Origin of the sequence: Streptomyces sp. 1114.5 (genome assembly GCF_003635085.1) — a bacterium.
GTDB lineage: Bacteria > Actinomycetota > Actinomycetes > Streptomycetales > Streptomycetaceae > Kitasatospora.
The window spans coordinates 4,950,896-4,974,871 of sequence record NZ_RBXE01000001.1 but is presented as its reverse complement, the minus strand read 5'-3'; the positions used below and the strand labels follow the sequence as shown (position 1 = coordinate 4,974,871).

The 23,976-nt window shown below is 69.8% G+C and carries 17 protein-coding genes; 9 read left to right on the top strand and 8 right to left on the bottom strand.

Annotation, left to right across the window (positions count from 1 at the left end; all coding sequences use genetic code 11):
* Positions 1-28: 28 nt before the first annotated feature.
* A complete protein-coding gene (locus tag BX285_RS22015; RefSeq protein WP_121176679.1) occupies positions 29-1,285 on the bottom strand; it encodes an extracellular solute-binding protein in 1,257 nt (418 codons plus the stop codon).
* A 339-nt stretch (positions 1,286-1,624) separates the two neighbouring features.
* On the opposite strand from BX285_RS22015, the gene BX285_RS22010 reads away from it, so the two are divergent.
* The gene (locus BX285_RS22010) at positions 1,625-2,587 is read left to right on the top strand and encodes a LacI family DNA-binding transcriptional regulator (RefSeq protein ID WP_310794227.1); all 963 of its coding nucleotides are present in this window, start codon (positions 1,625-1,627) and stop codon (positions 2,585-2,587) included.
* Between the two features lie 160 nt (positions 2,588-2,747).
* On the opposite strand, the gene BX285_RS22005 is transcribed toward BX285_RS22010, so the two are convergent.
* Positions 2,748-4,172, bottom strand: coding sequence for a non-reducing end alpha-L-arabinofuranosidase family hydrolase (locus tag BX285_RS22005; RefSeq protein WP_121176676.1), 1,425 nt, complete (start codon positions 4,170-4,172; stop codon positions 2,748-2,750).
* Between the two features lie 398 nt (positions 4,173-4,570).
* Positions 4,571-6,802 carry an alpha-L-fucosidase gene (locus BX285_RS22000; protein ID WP_121176674.1) on the bottom strand — a complete coding sequence of 744 codons (2,232 nt, stop codon included), beginning with the start codon at positions 6,800-6,802 and terminating at the stop codon, positions 4,571-4,573.
* 345 nt (positions 6,803-7,147) lie between these two features.
* On the opposite strand from BX285_RS22000, the gene BX285_RS21995 reads away from it, so the two are divergent.
* The 5 genes from BX285_RS21995 (at position 7,148) to BX285_RS21975 (ending at position 13,064) form a co-directional block, all read left to right on the top strand.
* On the top strand, positions 7,148-8,212 hold the full coding sequence (locus tag BX285_RS21995) for a sugar ABC transporter substrate-binding protein (RefSeq protein ID WP_121176670.1): 1,065 nt from the start codon (positions 7,148-7,150) through the stop codon (positions 8,210-8,212).
* 46 nt (positions 8,213-8,258) lie between these two features.
* A complete protein-coding gene (locus BX285_RS21990; protein WP_121176667.1) occupies positions 8,259-9,824 on the top strand; it encodes a sugar ABC transporter ATP-binding protein in 1,566 nt (521 codons plus the stop codon).
* Positions 9,817-10,857, top strand: coding sequence for an ABC transporter permease (locus BX285_RS21985; RefSeq protein WP_097239555.1), 1,041 nt, complete (start codon positions 9,817-9,819; stop codon positions 10,855-10,857). Before BX285_RS21990 ends, BX285_RS21985 begins: the two co-directional genes overlap by 8 nt.
* Before the next feature lie 87 nt (positions 10,858-10,944).
* Positions 10,945-12,258, top strand: coding sequence for an enolase C-terminal domain-like protein (locus BX285_RS21980; protein WP_121176666.1), 1,314 nt, complete (start codon positions 10,945-10,947; stop codon positions 12,256-12,258).
* 80 nt (positions 12,259-12,338) lie between these two features.
* Positions 12,339-13,064 carry a FadR/GntR family transcriptional regulator gene (locus BX285_RS21975; protein WP_121176663.1) on the top strand — a complete coding sequence of 242 codons (726 nt, stop codon included), beginning with the start codon at positions 12,339-12,341 and terminating at the stop codon, positions 13,062-13,064.
* On the opposite strand, the gene BX285_RS21970 is transcribed toward BX285_RS21975, so the two are convergent.
* A complete protein-coding gene (locus BX285_RS21970; protein ID WP_121176661.1) occupies positions 13,043-14,161 on the bottom strand; it encodes an acyl-CoA desaturase in 1,119 nt (372 codons plus the stop codon). The two genes, BX285_RS21975 and BX285_RS21970, sit on opposite strands and share 22 nt — an antisense overlap.
* A gap of 7 nt (positions 14,162-14,168) precedes the next feature.
* Positions 14,169-15,224 carry a ferredoxin reductase gene (locus tag BX285_RS21965; RefSeq protein WP_121176659.1) on the bottom strand — a complete coding sequence of 352 codons (1,056 nt, stop codon included), beginning with the start codon at positions 15,222-15,224 and terminating at the stop codon, positions 14,169-14,171.
* A gap of 87 nt (positions 15,225-15,311) precedes the next feature.
* Between BX285_RS21965 and BX285_RS21960 the strand changes: the two genes are divergently transcribed.
* Positions 15,312-16,451, top strand: a complete 1,140-nt coding sequence (locus tag BX285_RS21960; protein ID WP_121176656.1) for a CdaR family transcriptional regulator — start codon at positions 15,312-15,314, stop codon at positions 16,449-16,451.
* Between the two features lie 272 nt (positions 16,452-16,723).
* Positions 16,724-18,874, top strand: a complete 2,151-nt coding sequence (locus tag BX285_RS21955; RefSeq protein ID WP_121176653.1) for an alpha-galactosidase — start codon at positions 16,724-16,726, stop codon at positions 18,872-18,874.
* A gap of 181 nt (positions 18,875-19,055) precedes the next feature.
* On the opposite strand, the gene BX285_RS21950 is transcribed toward BX285_RS21955, so the two are convergent.
* Both BX285_RS21950 and BX285_RS21945 read right to left on the bottom strand, forming a co-directional pair.
* On the bottom strand, positions 19,056-20,015 hold the full coding sequence (locus BX285_RS21950; protein WP_147465206.1) for a transporter substrate-binding domain-containing protein: 960 nt from the start codon (positions 20,013-20,015) through the stop codon (positions 19,056-19,058).
* The gene (locus tag BX285_RS21945) at positions 20,012-21,079 is read right to left on the bottom strand and encodes a hypothetical protein (protein ID WP_121176648.1); all 1,068 of its coding nucleotides are present in this window, start codon (positions 21,077-21,079) and stop codon (positions 20,012-20,014) included. The genes BX285_RS21950 and BX285_RS21945 overlap by 4 nt, the downstream gene beginning before the upstream one ends.
* Positions 21,080-21,257: 178 nt before the next feature.
* Here BX285_RS21945 and BX285_RS21940 point away from each other — a divergent pair, with 178 nt between their 5' ends.
* Positions 21,258-21,785, top strand: a complete 528-nt coding sequence (locus tag BX285_RS21940; protein WP_121176646.1) for a Pycsar system effector family protein — start codon at positions 21,258-21,260, stop codon at positions 21,783-21,785.
* Between the two features lie 141 nt (positions 21,786-21,926).
* Here the strand turns inward: BX285_RS21940 and BX285_RS21935 are convergent, their stop codons facing one another.
* Positions 21,927-23,921 (bottom strand): TIM-barrel domain-containing protein, encoded by a 1,995-nt coding sequence (locus tag BX285_RS21935; RefSeq protein WP_121176643.1) that lies wholly within the window; start codon positions 23,919-23,921, stop codon positions 21,927-21,929.
* Between the last annotated feature and the right edge of the window lie 55 nt (positions 23,922-23,976).

Genomic DNA, 23,976 nt, shown 5'->3' with positions numbered 1-23,976 from the left:
GGTCCTGTCGTCCTCGCGGCCGGCGGTCCTACTTGGCAGCGGCCGACTGCGCCGCGGACAGCGCGGCCTGCGGCGACGTGGACCCGGTCAGGGCGGCCTGGACCGATGTCCACAACTGCTCGGAGATCTTCGGGTACTTGGTGCCCAGGTCGTCGCCGGTACGGCCCTTGGCGCCCTTGACCGCGTCGATCCACGGCTTCAGGTCCTGGTCCCCGGCGGCCTGCTTGTCCTGCACCGCGGGGGTGGGGGCGATGTAGGACAGCGTGGTGTCGGTGGCGTAGGAGTTGTCCGCGCTGGTCAGGCAGGACACCACCGTGTTCGAGACGCCGTAGCGGTCCGTCTTCTTCTGGACCGGGACGGTGACGAACTCGCCGCCGGTCGGGGCCGGGGCGGTGCCCCCGGTCATGCCGGGGACCGGGATGACCCCGTACTCGAAGCCGGCCTTCTTGGCGTTGGCCAGCTGCCAGGTGCCGTTCTCCGCGAAGGCGAACTCACCGGTGGCGAACTCCTGCCAGCTGGTGGTCTGGGTGTTGTTGATGACCGAGTTGGGGGCCAGGCCTTGCTTGACCCAGTCGGTCCACAGCGACAGCGCGGAAGCGGCCTGGGCGGAGTCCAGGTGCGTCAGCTGCGCACCGGATCCCCAGAACCACGGGAGGAACTGGAAGCTCCCCTCCTCGGTGCCGATCCCGGCGAAGGTGATGCCCTTCCTGCCCGCGGCCTTGACCTTGGTGAGGGCCGCGGTCAGCGACGCCCAGTCCCTGATCGAGGCGGCGTCCACGCCGGCGGCCGTCAGGACCGCCTTGTTGTAGTACAGCGCCAGGGTGTTCGCGCCGATGGGGGTGCCGAAGGTCTCGCCGCCGCTCTGGCCGGCGGCGAGCAGGTTGGGTGACACCGCCGAGGTGTCGATCCTGTTCTCCTTGGTCGAGCTCAGCACGCCGGCCTCGGCGAGTGTGGAGACCGCCGGGTTGTCGACGATCAGCACGTCCGGGGAGTTGCCCTGCTGGGCCGCGAGGAGTTCCTTGGTGGTCAGGTCGCTGGTGTCGAAGGCGGTCCGCTTGATCTGCACACCGGCCTGGGCACCGCAGGTGTCCAGCAGCTTGGCCCAGGCGGAACCGGCGTCGAACTGCGGGTACGGATCCCAGACGGTGTAGCTCCCGCCGGCGGAGTCGCCTCCCCCGCCGGCGGCGCCCGTCCCGGACGAGGACGAGCACGCGGTGGCGGCGGTGGCGAGGACGACGGCGGCGAGCGCGGCGACGGTGAGCCGCCGACCTGTGGATCTGTTCATGACACCGAACCCTTCGGTCTTGCGGAGGCACTGAGGGGGGTGGAGGCAGGGCGACGGGGAGGCCGTCTCCGTGTTACGGCCTGATGTCGAATCGATTGCGCGAATCGGTTCGACAGGAACATAGGACCGGCCCCTGGGGCCGTCAATAGCCCGGGTGAACATCCGTCACCTCGGTGCGGCCGACCGGAACACGAGCCGACTCCCCGCAACCCTGGCGTGCGGGTTGCGACAAGGGGAGGAAGCGCACTACCGTCTACCGAATCGGTTCGACAACGGCGACACGTGTGGACCGCCACCGACATCACCAGGCCACGGCCACCCATCTCCATGAGGACAACGATGAACATCGGGGAGATCGCCAGCCGGGCGGGCGTCTCGCGGAGCACCGTCTCCTACGCACTCAGTGGCAAGCGCCCGGTCTCGGACGCCACCCGCAGGCGCATCCAGGACGTCATCGACGAGCTCGGCTACCGGCCCAACGCCGCCGCCCGCGCGCTGAAGGAGGGCCGGACCCGGACCATCGGCCTGGTGATCCCTCCGGCCAGCCGACACCTGACCCACATGCAGCTGGGTTTCGTGGCCAGCGTGGTCGAAGCTGCCGCCCGTGCCGACCTTGACGTCCTGCTCTCCCCCTCCGGGGGCGACCACGACCGGTCGTTCGAGCGCCTTCTGTCCGGAGGGCGCGTCGACGGGGTGATCCTCATGGAGATCCGCCTGGAGGACTCCCGGGTCCGCAGACTTCAGCAGGCAGGGCTGCCGTTCGTCGGCATCGGACACACCGCCCGCGCCCACGAGATGTGCTGGATCGACGTCGACTACACCACCGTGATCAACCGGTGCGTCCACCACCTCGCGGACCTGGGCCACACCCGGATCGCGCTGATCAACCGTTCCGTCGAACTCATGGCAGCCGGCTACGGGCCGGGCCACCGGGCTCGCGACGGCTTCACCGAGGCCGTCACGCTGCGCGGCATCCAGGGCATCGACCTGGAGTGCGGGGACGACGCGGCCGCCGGACTGGAATGCGCCACCCGGCTCCTGCGCGACCACCCCGACATCACCGCGGTCGCGACGATCAACGAAGCCGCGCTGCCCGGCTTCCAGCGGGGCCTGGAGGAGGCCGGCCGCACGGTGCCGAGGGACTTCTCCATCACCGGCGTCGTCGGCCGGACCTGGGCCGAGGAGTTCCGCCCGCCGCTCACCGCCGCGGACGTACCGGCCCAGGACATCGGCACCAAGGCCATGGACCTCCTGCTCGAACGCATGGCCGATCCCACCGCCCCCTCCGCAACATCCTGCTGACCCCGCCGGTCTCCCTGCGCGGCAGTACCGGCCCCGCCCCGTCCGCGCAGCCCGGTGGCGGCTTCTGACCCGGACGCGCAACAGGACGAGGGACCCCGGCCGGCGCGCGGACGGGGTCCCTCAAGGCGTTGAGCATCGGCTCCCGGCTGGAGCGGGCGGGTCAGCGCTGCAGGGTGAGCACGCCCGGCCGGTACGGCAGTTGGATGTAGGGAGCGCCGTCCGAGGAGGGGTTCCTGCCCTGGTAGAGGAGCTGCAGGTTGCAGGGGTCGACGGTCATGGTCTGGTCGGGGTTGTTGCGGACCAGGTCACCGTGGCTGATGTCGTTGGTCCAGGTGGCACCGCTGTTGGCCAGGCCGGCGAAGGGGTTGTTCGCGGTGGCGGCCTGCGCCGTCCAGGAGCCGTTCAGGCTGGTGGCGGTGAACGAGCGGAAGTAGCGGTGCTCGTTCGCGTCCCGGGCCTCGACGATCATGAGGTACTGGTTCTGGCCCTGGACCTTGTAGACCTGGGGCGCCTCGAACAGGTTCTGCACCGTGTCGCTCATGACCGTGGTGTACGAGGAGCCGAAGTTGCCGGGGAAGTTCCCGATCGGCATGCTCGCGCGGTAGATGCTGCCGTTGTCACCGGCGAAGAACAGGTACATGTTCTGGTCGTCGGCGATCAGGGTCGGGTCGATCGGGGCACCGGTGGGGAGGCTGCCGGTGAACAGCGCCTGCGGCGCGGACCAGCCGTTGGGGTTGGTCGGGTCGCTGGACGTGCGGTAGGTGAAGGGCCAGGCGGTACCCCACCCCAGCGAGGCCAGCACCCAGGTGTTCTTGGGCGCGAAGTAGAACAGCTGGGGCGCCACCGCGGACGAGGACATCACGGTCTGGCCGGCCGAGGCCATGTCCGACCAGTTCGTGAAGGGAGCGAATCCCATCGACTTCCACGACGCCCCGTCGGAGTAGGTCGCGTAGACCAGGTGCTTGCCGTTGTAGACCACGTCGGTGAAGTCCTTCAGCGCGGCACCCCCGTTCACCGGCTGCGCCAGCGGACCGGTCGAGCTCCACCGGTACGTCGACGGGAGAGCACAGGTGGTGCCGCCCGTCCCGGACAGGCCGGTCCACTGCTGGTTGCTGCCTCCGGTGCAGTTCCAGAGCTGCACCGCCGTGCCGTTGGCCGTACCGGCGCCCGACACGTCCAGGCACAGCCCGGACTCCACGCCCACCACCGAGCCGTCGGCGTTCACCCGCCACTGCTGGTTCGCAGCGCCGGTGCAGGACCAGATCTCCACCCGGGTGCCGGCCGCGGTGGCGTGGCCCGGAACGTCCAGGCACTTGTTGCCGTACACCGTCAGCTGGTTGGCGGACGTCACCGTCCACTGCTGGTTGGTCCCGCCCGAGCAGTCCCAGATCTGCAGGAGGGTTCCGTCGTTCTGACTGGCGTTCGGCACGTCGAGACACCGGCCGGAACCCGCACCGCGCAGGGCGCCGCTGGTGGCCGCCTGAGCCGGGGCTGCGACGAGCATCGCCGCCAGTGCCGCCACGGTGACAACCACGGCCGTCAACACCACAGACGCAGGTCTGCGGTTGGAACCTTGTCGGTGCATCGAGATCTCCCTTGTGAACAGGTGGAGCTGCCGGCCGGCGTTTCTGTCGGCTTTGGCGCGCGTGGCAATCCGGCGGCGCGCGCCGGGGGTCGTGATCGGCCGACGTGGAAGCCGCCCGGCAGGGGCGCCCCTACTGCGGAGGCCCGAATGTTAACGCTAACAATTCAGGCCTCGGAGCGACTGCTGCGCGATGGCCATCATCGTTGGGCCACTGCGGCGTTGCGTCAAGTTTTCTGTCATGTAAAACGTGAGCGATCACAAGAACTTCACGCGGCGCGCGCTGACCGGTCGGCGCCACGGGAGGACCAGCGGGGTGGGGAACGGCGTGGACGGCAACACGGACGCCGCCCACGCCGTTGCCTCCGGCGGCCGACCTCCGGCCCCGGTCGGGGCGGCACTCAGAGCGCCGTGAAGGTCCACAGCAGGTTGGAGCTGCTGTTGTAGGTCCACTGCTTGGTGACGGAGCCGGACGCGACGCTGCCGCCGCCGTCGAGGACCAGACCGGTGGTGCGGTTGGCGATCGAGTACCCGTACCCGCCCCGGGGGATGATCTTCCACTGTTGGTTGGTGCCGCCGTTCCACGGGGCCTGCCGGGCGGCGGAGCCGTCGGCGGTGGCGCCCCAGCCGTCGGCGACCATGCCGTTGGTGCGGTTGACCAGCTTGTAGTAGCCGCCGCCCACGTCGACGGCCTGCCACTGGAGGTTGCTGCTGCCGTCCCAGGTCCACTGCTTGAGGTCGGAACCGGAGTCGACCTTGCCGCCGCCGTCCAGGGCGAGGCCGTCGGTGACGTTGGTGAGCCGGAAGTACGTCGACGGGTTGAACTGGACCTTCAGCGAGGTGATCTGGTCGTTGTTGCCGGTGGCCCTGAGGTCGGGGTTGTCGGCGGTGAAGGTCCAGGCGGTTCCGGTGAAGTTGTCCGCCGAGTAGCCGATGACCTGGAAGCCGGGGGACGTACGGAGGGAGGAGATGGCGGCCGCGCCCACACCGGCCGCGGTCAGGTCGGCCGCGGTGTACTCGCCCACGTTCAACGCCGCGGAGGCGCCGGTGTAGTTGACGTCCTTGAAGGCGACGGCGCCGGCCGGCGGCAGCACGACCGGGATGGTGCCCGAGAAGGAGAGCTTCAGGACGTACGCGTACGCGCCGTACGGCGCGGAGGACGGCAGGGTGACCGTCAGGCCGGAGGGGCTCTGCACCGGTGCGGGCAGGTCGATGGTGGTTCCGCCGGTGGAGCCGAGCAGCTTCACCGAGGTCAGCGACGAGAGGTTGATCCGGTCCGAGCCGAGGGTCTTGATCGTGAGTGAACTGCCGGGCCAGCCGAGGACGGTGGCGTACAGGACGGTGCCGGCCTTGTTGCGGGTGAAGCGGATGTCCTGGGGAGTGCCGGCCGTCGGGTTGGTGAAGGAGCCACCGCCCATCTTCGTCGGGCCCTCGCCGTAGACCGTCCAGGCGCGGGTCGAGTAGATCGACTCGCCGAAGCGCTTCAGGTGGTCTCCGATGCCGAGCAGGACGTCCTTCTGCGCCTGGGGGATGGTGCCGTCGGCCATCGGCGCGATGTTCAGCAGGACGTTGCCGTTCTTGCTGACCCGGTCGATGAACGAGTGCAGCATCTGCTGGATGCTGTAGTAGCCGATGCCCTGCGTGTAGCACCAGCTGCTGCTGGAGATGCTGTCGTCGGTCAGCCAGTACGGGGTGGTGAGGTCCGCCGGGCCGCCGCGCTCGTAGTCGAAGATCTCGCCCTTGTTGTCGAAGCCGTCCTTGTAGGTGGCGACGACCTCACGGCCCCAGGAGTTGGCCTGGTTGTAGTAGTACGAAAGGAAGTCGAGGCGCTGCGCCTCGTCGACTGCGTTCAGGTCGAAGTCCTGCCAGAGGACGTCCGGCTGGGCGCGGTCGACGACCTCCTTCAGCTTGTCGTACCAGAGCTGGTTCTCCTGCGACCTGTCCAGCTGCCCGTAGAGCTTCTTGAGGCTCGGGTCCGACTGCGCCGGGACGCTCTCGTAGTAGCCGTTGAAGTTGAAGGCGTGGTGCATGGCCACCAGCAGCTTGAGGTTCTTGGCGCGGATCGCCGTGGCGAACAGCTGCAGCAGGTTCAGCTTCGGGCCCTTGGCGAACGAGTTCCACTCGTTGACCTGGCTGTCCCACATGGAGAAGCCGTCGTGGTGCTCGGCGACCGGTCCGGCGAACTTGGCGCCGGCGTCGACGAACAGTTGCGCCCACTCGTCGGGGTCGAAGTTCCCGCCCGCGGACTTCAGCTTCGGCGCGAACTGCACGGTGTTGCCCGCGAGGTCCTTCGCCCCGTTGATGAAGTTGTGGTAGGGCCAGTCCGCCGGCTGGCCGTAGGTCGCGATGTGGTGCTGGTTGGCCGGGCTGCCGGCCTTGTACATGTTCCGCGGGTACCACTCGCTCTGGTACGCGGGAACGCTGAAGACCCCCCAGTGGAAGTAGATCCCGAACTTCGCGTCCTGGAACCACTCCGGAGCCGCCGGGTGCTGGTCGACCGAGTTCCAGTCGGGAGTGTAGGTGCTCGGTGCCGCCTGTGCGACGCCGGCCGCGAGGCCGCCGCCGGCCATGGCAGCCGCAGCCACACCTGCGGCTGCGGAGAGGAACTGACGTCGGTTCAGTGAACTCGCCATGAGGACATCCCTGGGCTGGGGGGACGGAGAGAACGGGCCGGACCGGGGGCACGTACGACGCGCACACGCGCACACCCCTGGGGCGCCGGGAGGTTACGCACGAAGGTCGTCCATGTAACGCCCTGAAGTCAACGGGCGTGCAGCGATTGATGGGATTTTTCTTCCCGGCCGGTCACACCGCCCCCGTCGAACTGGCCCATTGTCCTTGCGATTTGGCTCGGCACCTGGACATCGTCCCCGCTGCCGCCTATACATACATCCCATCTCTCCGATGCGGCGGCCCACCGCAGCTGCCGCCCGGCACAACTCTCTCCCGCTCAAAGGGACCAGCGCGAGGAAGTACCGATGAGACTCAGAACCGCACTCTGCTCCGCCGTCTCGGCCCTGTCCGCCCTGGCTCTGCTCAGCGCCTGCAGCAGTACCTCGGGCACCTCAGCCGGGTCGGGCGACGCGCCGCTGGTCGGCGTCGACTACCCGCGTTCGGACACCGACTTCTGGAACTCGTACATCAGGTACACGCCCGGGTACGCCGGCCAGGTGGGCCTGTCGCTGAAGACGACGAACTCGCAGAACGACGTGGCCAAGCTGACCGCCAACGCGCAGACCTTCATCAGCCAGGGGGTGAAGGGGCTCGCGATGGCGCCGCAGGACACCGCCGCCGTCGCGCCGACGCTGGCGCAGCTGGAGGCGAAGAAGATCCCCGTCGTCACCATCGACACCCGCCCCGACAGCGGCAAGGTGTTCATGGTGGTGCGGGCCGACAACCGCGCCTACGGCGAGAAGGCCTGTCAGTTCCTCGGCACGAAGCTGAAGGGCCAGGGCAAGGTCGTCATGCTGGAGGGTGGCCTGGACTCCATCAACGGCCGGGACCGCACCGAGGCGTTCAACGACTGCATGAAGAAGAACTACCCCGGCATCAAGGTGTTCGGCGAGGCCACCAACTGGGACGGCGCGGTCGCCGCACAGAAGCTCCAGACGGACCTGACCGCCAACCCGGACATCAAGGGCGTCTACATGGAGTCCAGCTTCGCCCTGGCCGGCACGCTCCAGGTCCTCAAGCAGAAGGGCCTGCTGGTCGACCCGTCGGACGAGAAGCACGTCTTCGTCGTGTCCAACGACGGCATCCCCGAGGAGCTCAAGTCGATCGCGGCGGGCAGGATCGACGCCACCGTCTCCCAGCCGGCCGACCTGTACGCCAAGTACGCGCTGCAGTACCTGAAGGCCGCCATCGACGGGAAGACCTTCCAGCCCGGCAAGACCGACCACGACAGCACCATCATCCAGGTCCGGCCGGGTCTGCTTGAGGACCAGCTCTCCGCTCCCCTGGTCACCCTCGACGGCGCCACCTTCGGCGGTGTTCCCAGCGTCAGGAGCGACGACCCCTCCCTGTGGGGCAACAACCACGGCTGACCTGCCCGGTCAGGACCCAACAACTAACGATGGCAAGGAGGTTGTGATGAGCGACGGGCAGCGAGCAGTCAGCCCCGCGCCCGCCCCTGCGGGCGGTGGACGGTCCCGGACGGGCCCACCCGTCGTCGAGGCGACGGGCATAGTCAAGCGATTCGGTCCGACGGTGGCCCTCGACGGCGCCCGGATCACCATCAGGGCCGGCGAGACCCACGCGCTCGTCGGCCGCAACGGGGCCGGCAAGTCGACACTCGTGTCGGTCCTCACCGGCCTGCAGGCCCCCGACGAGGGAACGGTCGCCTTCGGCGGCAGCCCCGCGCCGCGGTTGGCCGACCGAGACGCCTGGCGACAGCGGGTGGCCTGCGTGTACCAGAAGTCCACGATCATCCCCACCCTGACCGTCGCCGAGAACCTCTTCCTCAACCGCCACGAACACGGGCGTGGCCGGCTCATCAGCTGGCAGGGAGTGCGCCGGCGAGCGAAGGACCTGCTGTCGACCTGGTCGGTGGACGTCGACCCGCAGACCCCGGCCGGCGATCTGACCGTGGAACAGCGGCAGTTCGTGGAGATCGCCCGGGCACTGTCGTTCGGCGCCCGGTTCATCATCCTGGACGAGCCGACTGCCCAGCTGGACGGCGCGGCCATCACCCGCCTCTTCGACCGGATCCGCGACTTGCAGCGCCAGGGCGTGACCTTCCTGTTCATCAGTCACCATCTCCAGGAGGTCTACGACATCTGCGACATGGTGACGGTGTTCCGCGACGCCCGGCACGTCGTGACCGCGCCGGTCACGGGACTCCCCCGCACCGAACTGGTCGCGGCGATGACCGGCGAGGCGGCGGGCGACCGGCCGGAGGTGCGGTCGAGCAGCCTCGACCGCACCGGCGTGCCGGCCCTGTCCGTACGGGCGCTGGGCAGCGGCGCTGCCTACGGTGATGTCACCTTCGAGGTGGGCGCCGGGGAGATCGTCGGACTCGCGGGTGCCGCCGGCAGCGGTCGTACCGAGGTCGCCGAGACCGTCGTGGGACTGCGGGCGGCCCGGGCGGGAGAGGTGGCGATCGCCGGGCGGCGGCCCCGGCCCGGCAGCGTTCCCGCCGCGCTCGCCGCGGGTGCCGGGTTCGTCCCGCAGGACCGGCACCACCAGGGATTCGTGCCCGACATGTCGATCGCCGACAACGCCACGCTGTCCGTGCCGCACAGGCTCGGCCGGAACGGATTCCTCAGCCGTGCACGGCGGGACCGGCTCGCCGGCGACATGATCGAGAAGCTCGCAATCAAGACGCCCGGCCCCGGGCTGCCCGTCTCCGCGCTCTCGGGCGGCAACCAGCAGAAGGTCGTCATGGCCCGGGCACTGGCGGACGACCCCCGCCTGCTGGTGCTGATCAATCCGACCGCGGGGGTGGACGTGCGCTCCAAGGAGTTCCTCCTCGGCAAGGTCGAGGAGACGGCGCGGACCGGCACGGGCGTGCTCATCGCCTCCGACGAACTCGACGACCTGCGCATGTGCGACCGGGTCCTGGTGATGTTCCAGGGCCGCGTGACCTCGGAGATGGCCCGCGGCTGGCACGACCACGAGCTCGTGGCCGCGATGGAAGGAGTGGACCTCGATGCCTGAAACCGTCCTCGCGGACGCGGCCGCCGGGGCCGTGGGGCCCAAGCCCGCGCGCACGGCGCTGCTCGGCGGCCGGATACCCCTGGCCCGACTGCGCGACCTCGCCCTCGTCCCCGCGATCGTCGTCATCGCGATCGTCGGGCAGATCGTCAACCCCGTGTTCCTGCAGGCCGACAACCTCGTCAACGTCCTGCAGACCATGTCCGAGATGGCCCTGCTGGTCCTCGCCCAGACGATGATCCTGATCGTCAAGAAGATGGACCTGTCCCTGGAGTCCACGATGGGCCTCGCGCCCGGCATCGCGGCCTGGCTGGTCGTCCCGGCCGGTGCGGGACACGGGCTCGGCCTGCTTCCCGGCGCCTGGGCGGTTCCCGTCACCCTGGCCGTCGGCGTACTCGTCGGCGTGATCAACTCGCTGCTGATCATCCGCTTCGGCCTCAACGGCTTCATCGTCACCCTCGGCATGCTCATCGTCCTGCGCGGCATCCTCACCGGCGTCTCCGGCGGCCAGACCTTCTTCCAGCTGCCGGAGTCGATGCTCTACCTCGGCACCGCCGAGTGGTTCGGGATGCCCGCCTCCATCTGGACCTGCCTGGCCCTGTTCGCGATCGCGATCGTGGTGCTCGGCTGGACCGGCTTCGGTCGCTCCCTCTACGCCATCGGCGGCAACATCGACGCTTCGAAGGCCGCCGGCATCCGTACCGACCGGGTGCTGTGGATCGTGATCGTCAGCGGCAGCGCACTCGCCGCCCTGGCCGGGCTGATGCTGTCCGGACGCCTGGCCTCGGTCGCCTCCGCCCAGGGCAACGGCTACATCTTCACCGTCTTCGCCGCCGCCGTCATCGGCGGGATCAGCCTCAACGGCGGCAAGGGCACCATGTTCGGCGCGTTCTGCGGCATCCTGCTGCTCTTCATGATCCAGAACGTGCTCACGCTGGCGGGCGTCCCCGCCCAGTGGATCGGCGCCCTCAACGGCCTGATCATCCTGATCGCCCTCGCCATCTCCCGCATCACCGGCGGCAAGGTCCAGGAGTGACCCTCGCGGCCGTCGCCGCCCGCCCGCCGTCGCGCTCACGCCCCGCCCGTGGGGCCGAAACCCTTGCCCCTCCCAGGAGTTGCCGCCATGCCCTCGTCCGCCCGCATCACCTCGCTGGACGTCCTGGACGTCCGCTTCCCCACCTCCGAGCACCTGGACGGCTCGGACGCGATGAACCCCGAGCCCGACTACTCCGCGGCCTACGTGATGCTGCGCACCGACGCCGGCGACGGACTGGAAGGCCACGCCCTCGCCTTCACCACCGGACGCGGCAACGACGTCCAGGCCGCCGCCATCGCGGCCCTCGCCCCGTACGTGGTCGGCCTGTCCGTGGAGGAGGTCTGCGCCGACCTCGGAAAGTTCGCCCGCACTCTCGTCCATGACCCCCAACTGCGGTGGCTCGGACCGGAGAAGGGTGCCATCCACATGGCCACCGGAGCCGTGGTCAACGCAGCCTGGGACCTCGCCGCCAAGCGTGCCGGCCGGCCCGTCTGGCGCTTCCTCGCCGCGATGTCCCCCGAGGACCTGGTCGCCCAGGTCGACTTCCGCTGGCTCAGCGACGCCCTCACCCCCGAGGAGGCGCTCGGGATCCTCCGTCGCGCCGAGCCCGGCCGTCAGGAGCGCATCGCCCGCCTGCTGGAGAGCGGCTACCCCGCCTACACCACCACCCCCGGCTGGCTCGGCTACTCCGACGAGAAACTGACCCGCCTCGCCCACGAGGCCGTCGCCGACGGCTTCACCCAGATCAAGCTGAAGGTCGGCGCGGACCTGGCGGACGACGTGCGGCGCATGCGTGCCGCCCGAGCGGCGGTCGGACCGGACGTCCGCATCGCCGTCGACGCCAACCAGAGATGGGACGTGGCACCCGCGATCGACTGGATGCGCGCCCTCGCCCCCTACGGCCCGTACTGGATCGAGGAGCCCACCTCCCCCGACGACATCCTCGGCCACGCCGCCGTCCGCGAGGCTCTGGGCCCCATCAAGGTCGCCACCGGCGAGCACGTCGCCAACCGGGTCGTGTTCAAGCAGCTGCTGCAGGCCGGCGCCGTGGACATCGTGCAGATCGACGCCGCCCGGGTCGGCGGCGTCAACGAGAACCTCGCGATCCTCCTGCTGGCCGCGAAGTTCGGGGTGCCGGTCTGCCCGCACGCCGGGGGCGTGGGGCTGTGCGAGATGGTCCAGCACCTGTCGATGTTCGACTACGTGGCCGTCTCCGGCACCACCGAGGACCGGGTCATCGAGTACGTCGACCACCTGCACGAACACTTCGTCGACCCGGTCCGCGTCTCCGGTGGCCGCTATCTCGCGCCGACCCTGCCCGGGCTGAGCGCACAGATGCACCCGGGCTCGCTCAAGGAGTACGCCTACCCCGACGGCCCGGTCTGGACGGCCCGGCTCTGACGCCCAGGTCCTCGCCTTCCCGTACAGCCGTCCCAGTATCATCAACGTCACTTCGAGAACGGGCCCGGAAGGAGTGCGCGGTGTCTCTGACGGACAAGGCCATCGCGCAGATCCGCGAGCTGATCCGCAGCGGAGCGCTGCCACCGGGTTCGAAGCTCCCGCCGGAGGCCGAGCTGGCCGCCCAGCTCGGCCTCTCCCGCAACCTGGCCCGGGAGGCCGTGAAGGCATTGGCCGTCGCCCGGGTCCTGGAAGTCCGGCGGGGCGACGGCACGTACGTGACCAGCCTGCAGCCGAGCCTGCTCCTGGAAGGACTCGGCGGCGCGGTGGAGCTGCTGCAGGGCGATTCCGCCGCGGTGCAGGACCTCATCGAGGTACGGCGGCTCCTGGAGCCGGTCGCCACCGCGCTGGCCGCCACCCGGATCTCCGACGAGCAGCTGGCCGAGGTGGAACGGCACCTGGACGCCATGCGCGACGCCCGTGACGACGTGGAACGGCTCAACGCCCATGATGCCGCGTTCCACCGCGCCGTCATCGCGGCCACGGGCAACGAGACCCTGGTCACGGTCCTGGAGGGCATCTCCGGGCGTACGCTGCGCGCCCGCACCTGGCGCGGTGTGGTCGACGCCCAGGCCTCGGACCGGACCATCGCCGAGCACGAGGCGATCTTCCGGGCACTGTCGATCCGCGACGCCTCCCTCAGCCAGGCCGCCGCGTTGATGCACGTCAGCAACACCGCGCTGTGGCTGAGCGAGCACCTGCGGACGGGAGAAGCCCTCCCCGTGGATCAGGCCACGACGAGCACCTGATCGCGGTCCGGCGTTGCGGCCCTCGGTTTCCCGTTCGGCAGCGAGAGCCGGAAGACCTTGCGCCACGCGGAGAACACCTGCTTCGGCAGCGGCCCGGTGACGTACTCCAGCTCGTACTTCTCGAACAGCGCGCGCACCTTCACCGCGACCTCGGCGTACCGGTTGCTCGGCAGGTCGGGGAACAGGTGGTGCTCGATCTGGTGCGACAGGTTGCCGGTCATGAAGTGCATGGCCCTGCTGCCGCTGATGTTCGCCGACCCCATCATCTGGCGCAGGTACCACTGGCCGCGCGTCTCGCCCTTGATCGACTGACGCTCGAAGACCTGCACCCCCTCGGGGAAGTGCCCGCACATGATCACCGAGTGGGTCCAGATGTTGCGGACCAGGTTCGCGGTGAAGGTGGCGGCGAGCGTGGTGAGGAAGGACGGGCCCGACAGCAGCGGGTGGATCACGTAGTCCTTGAGCACCTGCTTGCGGATCTTGCGGCCCACGGCCCTGGCCCGCGCGCGGAACTCCGGGTCCTTGCGGCGGCGCTTGCTCAGGTTCTTGCCGAGCTCCAGGTCGTACGCGGCGATGCCGTACTCGAAGAAGCAGGCGTTGATGAAGTTCCACAGCGGCTGGCCGAGGTGGAACGGGTGCCACTTCTGGTCCTCGTCGACGCGCATGATGCCGTAGCCGAGGTCGTTGTCCTTGCCGATCACGTTGGTGTACGTGTGGTGCAGCTCGTTGTGCGAGTGCTTCCACTGATCGGACGGCGAGACGTGGTCCCACTCCCAGCTGGTGGAGTGGATCTTCGGGTCCCGCATCCAGTCCCACTGGCCGTGCAGGACGTTGTGGCCGATCTCCATGTTGTCCATGATCTTCGCCACGGACAGGCCGGCGGTGCCGAGCAGCCACGCGGGCGGGAAGAGCGAGAACAGCAGCACGCCCCTGCTGGCCAGCTCCAGCTTGCGCTGGGCCGATATGACCTTGCGGATGTAGGCAGCGTCCTTCTCGCCGCGGGCGGCGATGACCTCGTCGCGGATCGCGTCCAGCTCGCGGCCGAGCTCCTCGATCTGCGCCTCGGTCAGGTGGACGGTGGGGTCGATGGCGGTCAAGGTGCTCCTACCGTTCGATCTCGCAGGGGCCCGCCGCGGCGGACACGCAGGTCTGGATGAGGACGCCCGGCTCGGCCTCGGTGATCTCGCCGCTGCGCAGGTCACGGACGGCGCCCGCCTTGAGCGGCGAGACGCAGCCGAAGCAGATGCCCATGCGACACCCGGAGGGCATGAGCACGCCGGCCTCCTCGCCGATGTCCAGCAGCGGCGTTGCGCCGTCCGCAACGACGGTCCTGCCGGTGGCACCGAACGTGACCTCCCCGCCGTCCCCGGCGACGACGACGCTCGGGCGGAAGCGCTCGGTGTGCAGGCGCTCGTGGACGCCGTTCTCGTTCCAGTGCTTCTCTGCGGCGTCGAGCAGGCCCGCGGGACCGCAGGCCCAGGTCTCGCGCTCGGCCCAGTCGGGCACGAGTTCGTCGAGACGGGCGATGTCGAGCCTGCCGTCCGTGGCGGTGTGCACCTCGACGAGGCGCAGTTTCCCGTCCGCGACCAGGCCGTGCAGCTCGGTGCGGAAGAGCACGTCCTGCGGCTGTGGGGCGAGGTGGACCATGACGACGTCGTCGAACTCGGTGTCGCGCAGCATGCCCATCACCGGCGTGATGCCGCTGCCGGCCGTCAGGTAGAGCACCTTGGCGGGCTTGGCCCGCGGCAGGACGAAGTCACCGGACGCCTGGTCGAGCTGGATCAGCGTGCCCGGTGTCGCCCGGCGGACCAGGTGGTTGCTGACCTTGCCGTCCGGGACGGCCTTCACGGTGATCGTGACGCGGCCGTCCCGGCGGTCTGTCGGCGAGGTGATCGAGTAGGCACGCCACAGGCGCCGCCCGTCGACGTCGACCCCGATCCGCAGGTACTGCCCGGCCGTGTGGCCGCGCCAGCCCCGTCCCGGCCTGATCACGAGGGTCGCGGCGTCGCCCGTCTCGGGGTGCACGGCCTCGATGCGCCCCCGCAGGTCGGCGCCCGCGCGCAGCGGGCTGACCAGGTCGAGGTAGTCCGAGGGCAGCAGCGGCGTTGTGGCCATCTCCAGCAGTTTCCACGCCCTGCTGCGGAGTCTTGCACGCGTCATGACTCCAGCTTGCGGCGCTCCGGGGCGTAAAGTCCTGACCGTAGGACGTGAAACTGCTCGGCTGAATTGTTCGCAGGAAACAAAAACGTGAGCCATGCAATCCGGAGGGCCAGCGGACTGGCCCTGGATGAGACGACGGTCACAGCACTCAGGGCCGCGCTGACGACCACCGCCGACGAGGTCGTCCAGGCGATCATCGACGAGGTCCCTCCCTATGCCAATGCCCTTTCGGGCCCCATGGGCGGCACCATCCGCCGGGCCGTCCGCACTGCTCTGGGGCACTACCTGGACCTGGCGAGCGGGAACGCCACAGGCGGCGACGCCGGTGACGCGGCCTACGAGCTGGGTCGCGGCGAGGTGCGCGACGGCCGTTCGATGGACGCCCTGCTCAGCGCCTACCGCGTCGGCGCCCGCGTGGCCTGGCGATGCCTGGCGGCGGGAGCCGTACCCGCGGGTCTGCCCGCCGCCGAGGTCGCCAAGTTCGCCGAGCTGACCTTCGCCTACATCGACGAGCTCTCCGCCGCGAGCGCCGCGGGCCACGCCGACGAACTGGCCGCCCGGGGCAGGGCCCACGAGCGCCATCTGGAACACCTGGCCCGCGACCTCCTCGCCGGCGCCAACCCGGACGTACTGATGGCCTCTGCCCAACGGGCCGGATGGCAGCCGCCGGTTTCGCTGACCGTGGTCCTGCTGCCCGCGGTCCAGGCCCGGCCTGCCTACCGCGCGCTCGACCCGAGCACCCTGATCCTCGACGATCTGCCGGACGCCACCGGTGTGCTGCTCGTTCCCGATGCCGACCGATCGCGCCTCCTGCGGCAGCTGACCGACCGCACCGCCGTGGTCGGGCCGACCCGGCCGTGGACCCGTGCGTCCGCCTCGTACGCACGAGCCGTACGCGCGCGCTCCCTCTCCGCTGACATCCGCGACACCGAGGACCACCTGCCCGAGCTGGTGCTGAGCGCCGACGCGGACGCGTTCGCGGACCTGCGTGCCCGAGCCCTCGCACCGTTGCGGACCTTGCCCGACGCGACCGCGCAGCGGTTGGAGGAGACGCTACGGGCGTGGCTGCTGCACCAGGGCAGGCGGGAGGAGGTGGCGGCGGCGTTGTTCGTCCATCCCCAGACAGTCCGCTACCGGATGTCGCAGCTGCGGGAGCTGTTTCCGGATCTGGCGTCGCCACACCGGGTCCTTGAGCTGACCTTGGCCGTCGGTCTTCGGGTCAGCTGACGCGGTACTTTCGACCAACCACCGGGCCCCCCGGGAACCTGACGCGCCGTCATCAACCCTTCTGCGTCTGTTCCTGGCCATGGGATGTTCAGTGCGAGGGCGAACGTGCTATCTCTTGGAGTGCACTCCGTCGGGCGGGGGTGCGGAACCGACCCGCCGACGAAGGTAGCCCGAACCGGCGGACGGGCCGGACAAGGGCATGTGTGAGCGCTGACCGAACTCCCTGACGGAACGAACGGGCGCGTGCATCCCATCCCCCGAACGAGGACGAATTGACTGAGGCGAATCTCGTCGTGCTGTCGGCCGGTGGTACGGCCCTCGCGCTCGACGCCACCGGACTTGAGCTGCCCCGGGTGCTGCACTGGGGCGTCGATCCCGGCTTCCGCGCCGACGACGCCGCGCAGGTACTCGACGCCATGGGCCGAACCTCGCGCCACCAGACCGGCAGCCTGATGCCCTCTCAGGGGCGGGGCTGGGGCTGGTTCGGACGTCCGGCCCTCGCCGGGCACCGAGACGGCCGGGTCCGCCCGACACGCTTCGAGCTCGCCGAACCGCTCGCCGTACGCGCCCAGGACGGCCGGGGCGGCACCATCCACGTGCGGGCCCTGGACCCCGGCGCGGGGCTCGCGCTGGACACCGAGCTGCAGATGACGGAACAGGGCGTGGTGCGGCTGCGCCACACCCTGACCAACACGGCGACGGACACCTACACCCTGGACGTGCTGGCGTGCGTGCTGCCGATCCCCGCCCACGCCGCGGAACTGCTGGACTTCGCCGGCCGCTGGGCCCGTGAGCGCTCCCCGCAGCGCTCCCCGCTGCGGCAGGGCATCTGGTCGAGGGAGAACCGGCGCGGCCGCACGGGCTTCGACGCCGGGCTGCTGCTCGCCGGCAGCGAGGGCTTCGGCTTCCGGCACGGCGAGGTCTGGGGCGTGCACCCCGCGTGGAGCGGCAACCACGTCCAGTACGCGGAGCGGCTGCCCGACGGGACGACGGTCCTCGGCGGCGGCGAACTGCTGGACGCCGGTGAGATCCGGCTGGCGGCGGGCGAGTCCTACCGGACCCCGTGGGTGTACTTCGCGACCTCCGGCACGGGTCTGGACGGAATCAGCCGAGGGTTCCACGACATGCTCCGGGCCCGGCCTCAGCACCCGGCCACCGCCCGGCCGGTCACCATGAACATCTGGGAGGCGGTCTACTTCGACCACGACCCCGCACGGGTACGCGCCCTCGCGACCACCGCGGCGGCGGTCGGCGTGGAACGCTTCGTCGTGGACGACGGCTGGTTCCGGCACCGCCGCCACGACCGGGCCGGCCTCGGCGACTGGTACGTCGACGAGAAGGTGTGGCCCGACGGACTCCGCCCGCTCGCCGACCACGTCCACGGGCTCGGCATGCAGTTCGGCCTCTGGTTCGAGCCCGAGATGGTCAACCCCGACTCCGACCTGGCCCGCGCCCACCCCGACTGGCTCCTCGCCGACCCCGACCGCCTCCCCTTCGAGCAGCGCAGCCAGCACGTCCTGGACGTCGCGCACCCCGACGCCCACGCCTACCTGCTGGAGCGGATCAGCACCCTCGTCGGGGACGTGGGCATCGACTACATCAAGTGGGACCACAACCGCGACCTCGCCGACGCCGTCCACGACGGCCGACCCGGCGTGCACGCGCAGACCACGGCCGTCTACCGGCTCCTGGACGAACTGCGCGGCCGCCACCCCGGGCTGGAGATCGAGTCCTGCTCCTCCGGCGGGGCCCGCGCCGACCTCGGCATCCTCGAACGCACCGACCGGATCTGGGGATCGGACAACATCGACCCGATCGAACGCCAGGCCATCCAGCGCTGGACCGGGCTGCTCCTGCCCCACGAGCTGATCGGCTCCCACATCGGCTCCGCCCCCGCGCACATCAGCCACCGCGACACCACGCTCGCCTTCCGCTGCGCCACCGCCCTGTTCGGACACGCCGGCATCGAATCCGACCTCTCGACCTGGTCGCAGGACGACCTGACCGCGCTCACCGCGTGGGTCGACGCCTACAAGCAGCTGCGCCCGCTGCTGCACGGCGGCGACGTCGTCCGCACCGACCACCCCGACCCGGCCGCCTGGGTGCACGGCGTCGTCTCGCGGGACCGGACCCATGCCGTCTTCGCGTACGTCCAGCTGGAGACCTCCGTCGCCGAGAACGGCGCGCCGGTACGCCTCCCGGGTCTGGACCCCGAGAGCCACTACGTCCTGCGGGTGCGCCCCGAACTCTCCTCCCCCGAGCACACCTGGCCCGCCTGGGCACGACGGGCGGGCGCACTCACCCTCACCGGCCGGTACCTGACCCAGGTCGGCCTGGCGGCCCCGGGCCTGGCCAACCAGCCCGGGCAGGCCTTGGTGGTCGAGGCGCAGGCGCAGGCGCAGGCGTCGGCCTCGCAGACGTAGCCCTCCGCCCACCGCCGGGCTCCCCGCCCCCTCACCCGAACTGGAGAAATCAGCCCGGACAGGACCCGGACGGCTTGAATCGCTTGTCCGGGCCCTGCGTCCGCCGAACCCGAATCCACCGGCTGATCGCCGCGATCCGCAGACTCACGTGATGATCACCGGGAGTTCGGAACAGCCCCTGTCAGCCCTGCTTCGGGCAGTTCTTCTCCGGCGTGACACGTTCCGGGTCCGGCCGGTAGTTCTGGATGAAATTGGAATTCTTCTGGACGGCGACGGGCAGGCTGCCCCGGAACGCGGCCTCCCAGCCCTCCAGCAGGAAATCGTGCAGCGCGGTGAACATCTTGACGCAGTTCACCGGATCCTTCAGGCTGTCCTTGGGCAGGCCGATCCCGTACTCGGTGGGGTCTCCGAGGTTGATGTCCGGTCGGACTTCCAGCTTTCCGTTGCTCTGGTCCGCGTATCCGTAGAGGATCACGGTGTCGGTGAACATCGCGTCGTAGTTCCCGTCGAGCAGCTTCTTCGCGCAATCCGAATAGTCGTCCTCCGTGACCACCGTTCCGATCGTCGGCTTCGCGGAAGCCGGCAGACCGCCTTTCGCGGTGCAGAGCCGGGTCGAGCTCTTGATGTCGGCCGTCGTCTTGATCTTCGAGTCGGCGCGGACCAGGATGGCCTGCGGCGTCGCCATGTAGGGCCCGAGGAAGTCGACGAGATTTCGACGGTAGTCCGTCATGGAGTAGGTGGCAATGACGAATTGGACATCGCGGTTGACGAGCTTGCTGTCACGCTCGCCGGACGGCACGTCGACCCGGTCGAAGCTGAAGTTCAGCTCCTTCTCCTTGCCCAGGAAATCGGCCACGGAGTTGTCGAATCCGGCCGCCTTGTAGCCGACGGTCTGAGTCCATCCAGGTTGATCGTTCTTCATGCCGATGTAGATGTGCACCCGCTTCTTCGAGCCGAAGAGCGGGAGGGATCCCGGAGGTCTGGACGGCTCCGGCGCGGCTTCGGAGTCGAGCACCGCGGGTGAGCGGCTCGCCGCAGAGGTTCCCGTGGGATCGGACGGACCGCCCGTGTCGCCCTGGCAGGACACGAGCGGCAGGACGGCCGCCAGAACCATGCACATGCCGATCCGGTGTCGATTCACGGCTGCTCCTTCAAGAGCGAGATGGAGTCGGACATGACCGCCTCGTCGTAGCCCAACACGAGAACGCAGTTCGAGGGGACCCCTGCCAGGCGGATCACCGGGTGAGCCAGATTCGTCGGCGCCCCGAGGTCGATGATCGTGGGCTGCCCCGGGACGAGGGGGACCTCCGGCGAGTTGGCGGAGGCACCCACCGTGAGCGTGGCCTGGTGAAGACAGTCGTTGACGTTACCCTGTGGATTTCGGAGGGATACGGTCAGCGCCAGGTAGCGCCCCGCACGACTTGCCTCGAAGGCCGGCCGGGCGGAGTTGTCCGTGGCCGTCATCTGGACAGCAGGAGGGGTCTTCAGGCTCTCGACCTGCTGCTTCTCGGGAGCTTTCGCCGCCCAGAAGGCCGCTGCTGCGGCGAGGACCACAGAGGCGGGAATCACACCCCAGTAGATCGCTTTCTTCTTCCGCCTCTCGGAGGGGCTCCACGGGATCGCTCCGGGGACATAGATCCAAGCGGGGGCGCTTTTCCCGGACTTCGACTTGTAGCTGACCTCATGGAACAGGCGCCAGGGGCCGTCACTGATCTTGACGTCCGCGTACACTCGGTCGCTCACCGCCACGGCGATGTTCTCGGGTGCCCCCTGGAGGCTGTCCCTGAGCTGAGTGCAGTCCCGCATGTCCCCGACCCGGTGCGCCTCGCCCAGCCAGCCGTTCGGCCCCAAAGGGAGGGCTGCGTTGTCGATCGCGATCCGTATCCGCAGCGGCTCGTCCCCCGAGATTCTGTTGTGATTTTCCAGTTGCTCACCCAGAGCGAGGATGAAATCGATGGCCAGCTTGGCTCCGTCGACCTGCTGGCCGGCTATTCTCCAGGTCAGCGAGTCGCCCTCGGCCTGAATATTTCCGGCCGCCTTCTCCGCCTCGTAGTCGAAGTGAAGCCCGATGTGTGCAGCGGCTGATCCGATGGAGTCCCGGAGGGTCCGCTGCCACTCCGCCTGAGCCGCCCCACTCACCTGCCGCCTGTAGTCCTTGATGTCGCTCGATATGACGTAGTAGTGATTGACATTCCCACTGTTCATGACCGTCCCGGCGTGCCCGTGCCAAAAAAATTCAGGTTGCCGCAGGCATGTGCCGACCCCCCGACACTCGAGTGCGGGCCTCATCTTGCCAGGGCGACGCCGCCGGCAACAGTGATGTTGCATCAAACCCGCCTCGCCCCAGTAGAGTTCGGGGAGGGGCGAGCGGGGAGGGTGTCGTATGGCGACAAGTGCGGCCGGGGGAAGCGGGAACGGAAGCGAGCGCGGGGCCGAACTGGCGAGGATATTGCTCACCGAGACCCGCGAGGAACTGGCCAAGGCCGACCAGAAGGCGAACCTGCTGCTCGCGGCCCTGGGGGTGGCGCTGGCGGCGTTGGCCGGCGCGCTGAGTTCCGGGAACTATGACCCGCTCATGTCGGAATGGTGGGCCGGGCTGGCCTTTTTCGGCGCCTGCGCATGCGGGGTGGCCGCACTGGTGCTGTTCGCCGGTGCCGTGATGCCCCGGGTAGGGACCGGTGACAGGAGGACGGTGCACTACTTCGGCGATGTCGCGGCCGGCGCACGGCCGCTCGACGAAGTCCGCTCAACGGTCGAGCAGACCGATCTGATGGAGCGGGACCTGTCCCAGTTCTCGATCCTCTCCCGCACGGTCGTGGCGAAGTACCGCTATATCCGGCTCGGCATGTACCTCAGCGCCGGCTTCATGGGGTTCGTGCTGGTGAGTGCGGTCGGCACGGCCCTTCGTTGAGCCCGAGTCCACGAGCCCGAATCCACCGGTCTGATCCGAGGGTGATCGCTCCGTGGTGGCCGTCCGGCGGCGCGGTCGCCGACACCCGCCGCAGCGACCAGCACCGTGGCGGGAGAGCTCGCACGGCCGTTGCTCCCTCCGTCAGGCCTCGGACGGTGTGAGCCGGGCCGCGACGTCGGCGCCTTCCCGGGCGAAGACCGGGATGCGCTCCAGCGGGGCCTCGGCGTCGAGCGTCGTTCCGCCATCCAGCACGCGGCCGGTGGCCGGGTCGCGCCAGCGGGTGCCGGAGGGCAGGTACACCCGGCGGGCCCGGACACCGGCCTCGTACACGGGTGCCACCAGCAGGTCGGGGCCGAGCAGGAACTGGTCGTCCACCTCCCAGGCGCGTCCGTCCTCGGGGAAGTCGAAGAACAGCGGGCGCATGGGCGGGGCGCCGGTGCGGTGGGCGTCCTCGGACAGGCTGTGCAGGTACGGGCGCAGGCGTTCGCGCAGCGACAGGTGGTCACGCAGGATGCCGTACGCCTGCTCCCCGTACGACCAGACCTCGTTCGGCCCGCCGGTCATGTCCGTGGCGAAGGCGGGGTGGTTGGGTTCGCGGTCCCCGTGCAGCCGCATGACCGGGCTGAAGGTGCCGTACTGGAACCATCGGATCAGCAGCTCACGGTAGGCCGGATCGTCCGGGTCGCCGCCGAAGAAGCCGCCGATGTCGGTGTTCCACCACGGGATGCCGCTCATCGCGACGTTCAGCCCGGCCCTGATCTGGCGCCCGAGGGAGTCGAAGGTCGTGGGGATGTCACCGGACCACAACAGGGCCCCGTGCTTCTGGCTGCCCGCCCAGGCGGACCGCACCAGGGACAGCGGCCGGTCCTCGCCCTCCGCGCGCAGGCCGTCGGCCACCGCGCGGGCGTGCTCCAGCGGGTAGAGGTTCGCGGCCTCGGCGGCGGGCCCGGCCGCGTAGACGGCGCGCTCGGCGAGGTCCGGGGGAACGTCGGGTTCGCAGGCGTCCAGCCAGAAGCAGGCCACGCCCAGCGAACGGTAGTTGTCGTTCAGTTGCTGCCACAGCGCGGCGCGCGCTCCGGGGTGGGTGGCGTCGTAGTAGGCCATCGGGCGGATCAGCGCTTCCCCGCCGTACCGGGACGGCCACGGGAAGGTGAGCAGACCGCCGCCGGTGTCCCGGACGAGGTGTCCGGACGAGCGCAGCGCGTCGTACGCGTCGCTGTCGGGCTCGACGGTGGGCCACACCGAGACGGCGAGCTTCACGCCGAGGTCCGACAGTTCCTTGACCATGGCGGCGGGGTCGGGCCACTCGCTCTCCTCGAAGCGCCAGTCGCCCATCCTCGGCCAGTGGAAGAAGTCGCAGACGATGACGGACAGCGGAAGTCCGCGTTCCTTGTACTCCCGGGCCACGGTGAGGAGTTCGTCCTGGGTGCGGTAGCGAAGCTTCGACTGCCAGAAGCCCGAGGCCCATGCGGGCAGCAGGGGCGGGCGGCCGGTGGCCCGGGTGTAGGAGTCCAGGATCCGGGCCGGGGTGTCACCGGCGGTGATCCAGTAGTCGATGCGCCCGCCGCCGTCGGCGGTCCACCGGGTGGTGTCGGCGCCCAGTTCGACGCGGCCGGTGGCGGGGTTGTTCCAGAGCAGTCCGTAGCCGCGCGAGGAGTGCAGGAAGGGGACGGCGGCGACGGTGTTGCGCTGGACGAGGTCGATCACACAGCCCTTCTGGTCCAGGCGCCCGTGCAGGTGCTGCCCCAGGCCGTGCAGCCGCTCACCGTCGTAGGCCTCGAAGGACTGCTCCGTCCGGCCGCCGGCCGCGTGGACGCGGGAGCCGGTGTGGAGCGCGTGCGGGCTGCGCTCGGCGAGGAGTTCGCGGCCCGAGACGGCGTGGCGGAATCTCAGCCGGCCGTCCGCCGAGGCCTCGACGGCGATGCTGCCGTTGACCAGGCGGGCACTGCCGTCCTCCGACACGGACACTTCGGCGTGCGGGGTGGGCCGCGGATTCTCCAGCGCACCGGGGGCGGTGGGGTCGATGGTCCCGGACGAGGCCCGCACCCGGACGGCGTCCGGTCCCCAGGGCTCGATGCGGAGGATCTCTGCGGCGGTGTGCCGTTCCAGGGCGCCCGTACGGATGCTGTAGGACAAGGGTCGGTTCCTCTGCTCCTGGGGTCGGTCGGGTGGTGTCACTGCCGGTTTCCGG

Excerpts from the sequence above, each read along its gene's own strand:
- BX285_RS22000 (WP_121176674.1), bottom strand. The coding sequence starts at position 6,802 with ATGGCGAGTTCACTGAACCGACGTCAGTTCCTCTCCGCAGCCGCAGGT.
- BX285_RS21980 (WP_121176666.1), top strand. The coding sequence starts at position 10,945 with ATGCCCTCGTCCGCCCGCATCACCTCGCTGGACGTCCTGGACGTCCGC.
- BX285_RS22015 (WP_121176679.1), bottom strand. The coding sequence starts at position 1,285 with ATGAACAGATCCACAGGTCGGCGGCTCACCGTCGCCGCGCTCGCCGCC.
- BX285_RS21985 (WP_097239555.1), top strand. The coding sequence starts at position 9,817 with ATGCCTGAAACCGTCCTCGCGGACGCGGCCGCCGGGGCCGTGGGGCCC.
- BX285_RS22010 (WP_310794227.1), top strand. The coding sequence starts at position 1,625 with ATGAACATCGGGGAGATCGCCAGCCGGGCGGGCGTCTCGCGGAGCACC.
- BX285_RS21940 (WP_121176646.1), top strand. The coding sequence starts at position 21,258 with ATGGCGACAAGTGCGGCCGGGGGAAGCGGGAACGGAAGCGAGCGCGGG.
- BX285_RS21990 (WP_121176667.1), top strand. The coding sequence starts at position 8,259 with ATGAGCGACGGGCAGCGAGCAGTCAGCCCCGCGCCCGCCCCTGCGGGC.
- BX285_RS21945 (WP_121176648.1), bottom strand. The coding sequence starts at position 21,079 with ATGAACAGTGGGAATGTCAATCACTACTACGTCATATCGAGCGACATC.
- BX285_RS21995 (WP_121176670.1), top strand. The coding sequence starts at position 7,148 with ATGAGACTCAGAACCGCACTCTGCTCCGCCGTCTCGGCCCTGTCCGCC.
- BX285_RS21965 (WP_121176659.1), bottom strand. The coding sequence starts at position 15,224 with ATGACGCGTGCAAGACTCCGCAGCAGGGCGTGGAAACTGCTGGAGATG.
- BX285_RS22005 (WP_121176676.1), bottom strand. The coding sequence starts at position 4,172 with ATGCACCGACAAGGTTCCAACCGCAGACCTGCGTCTGTGGTGTTGACG.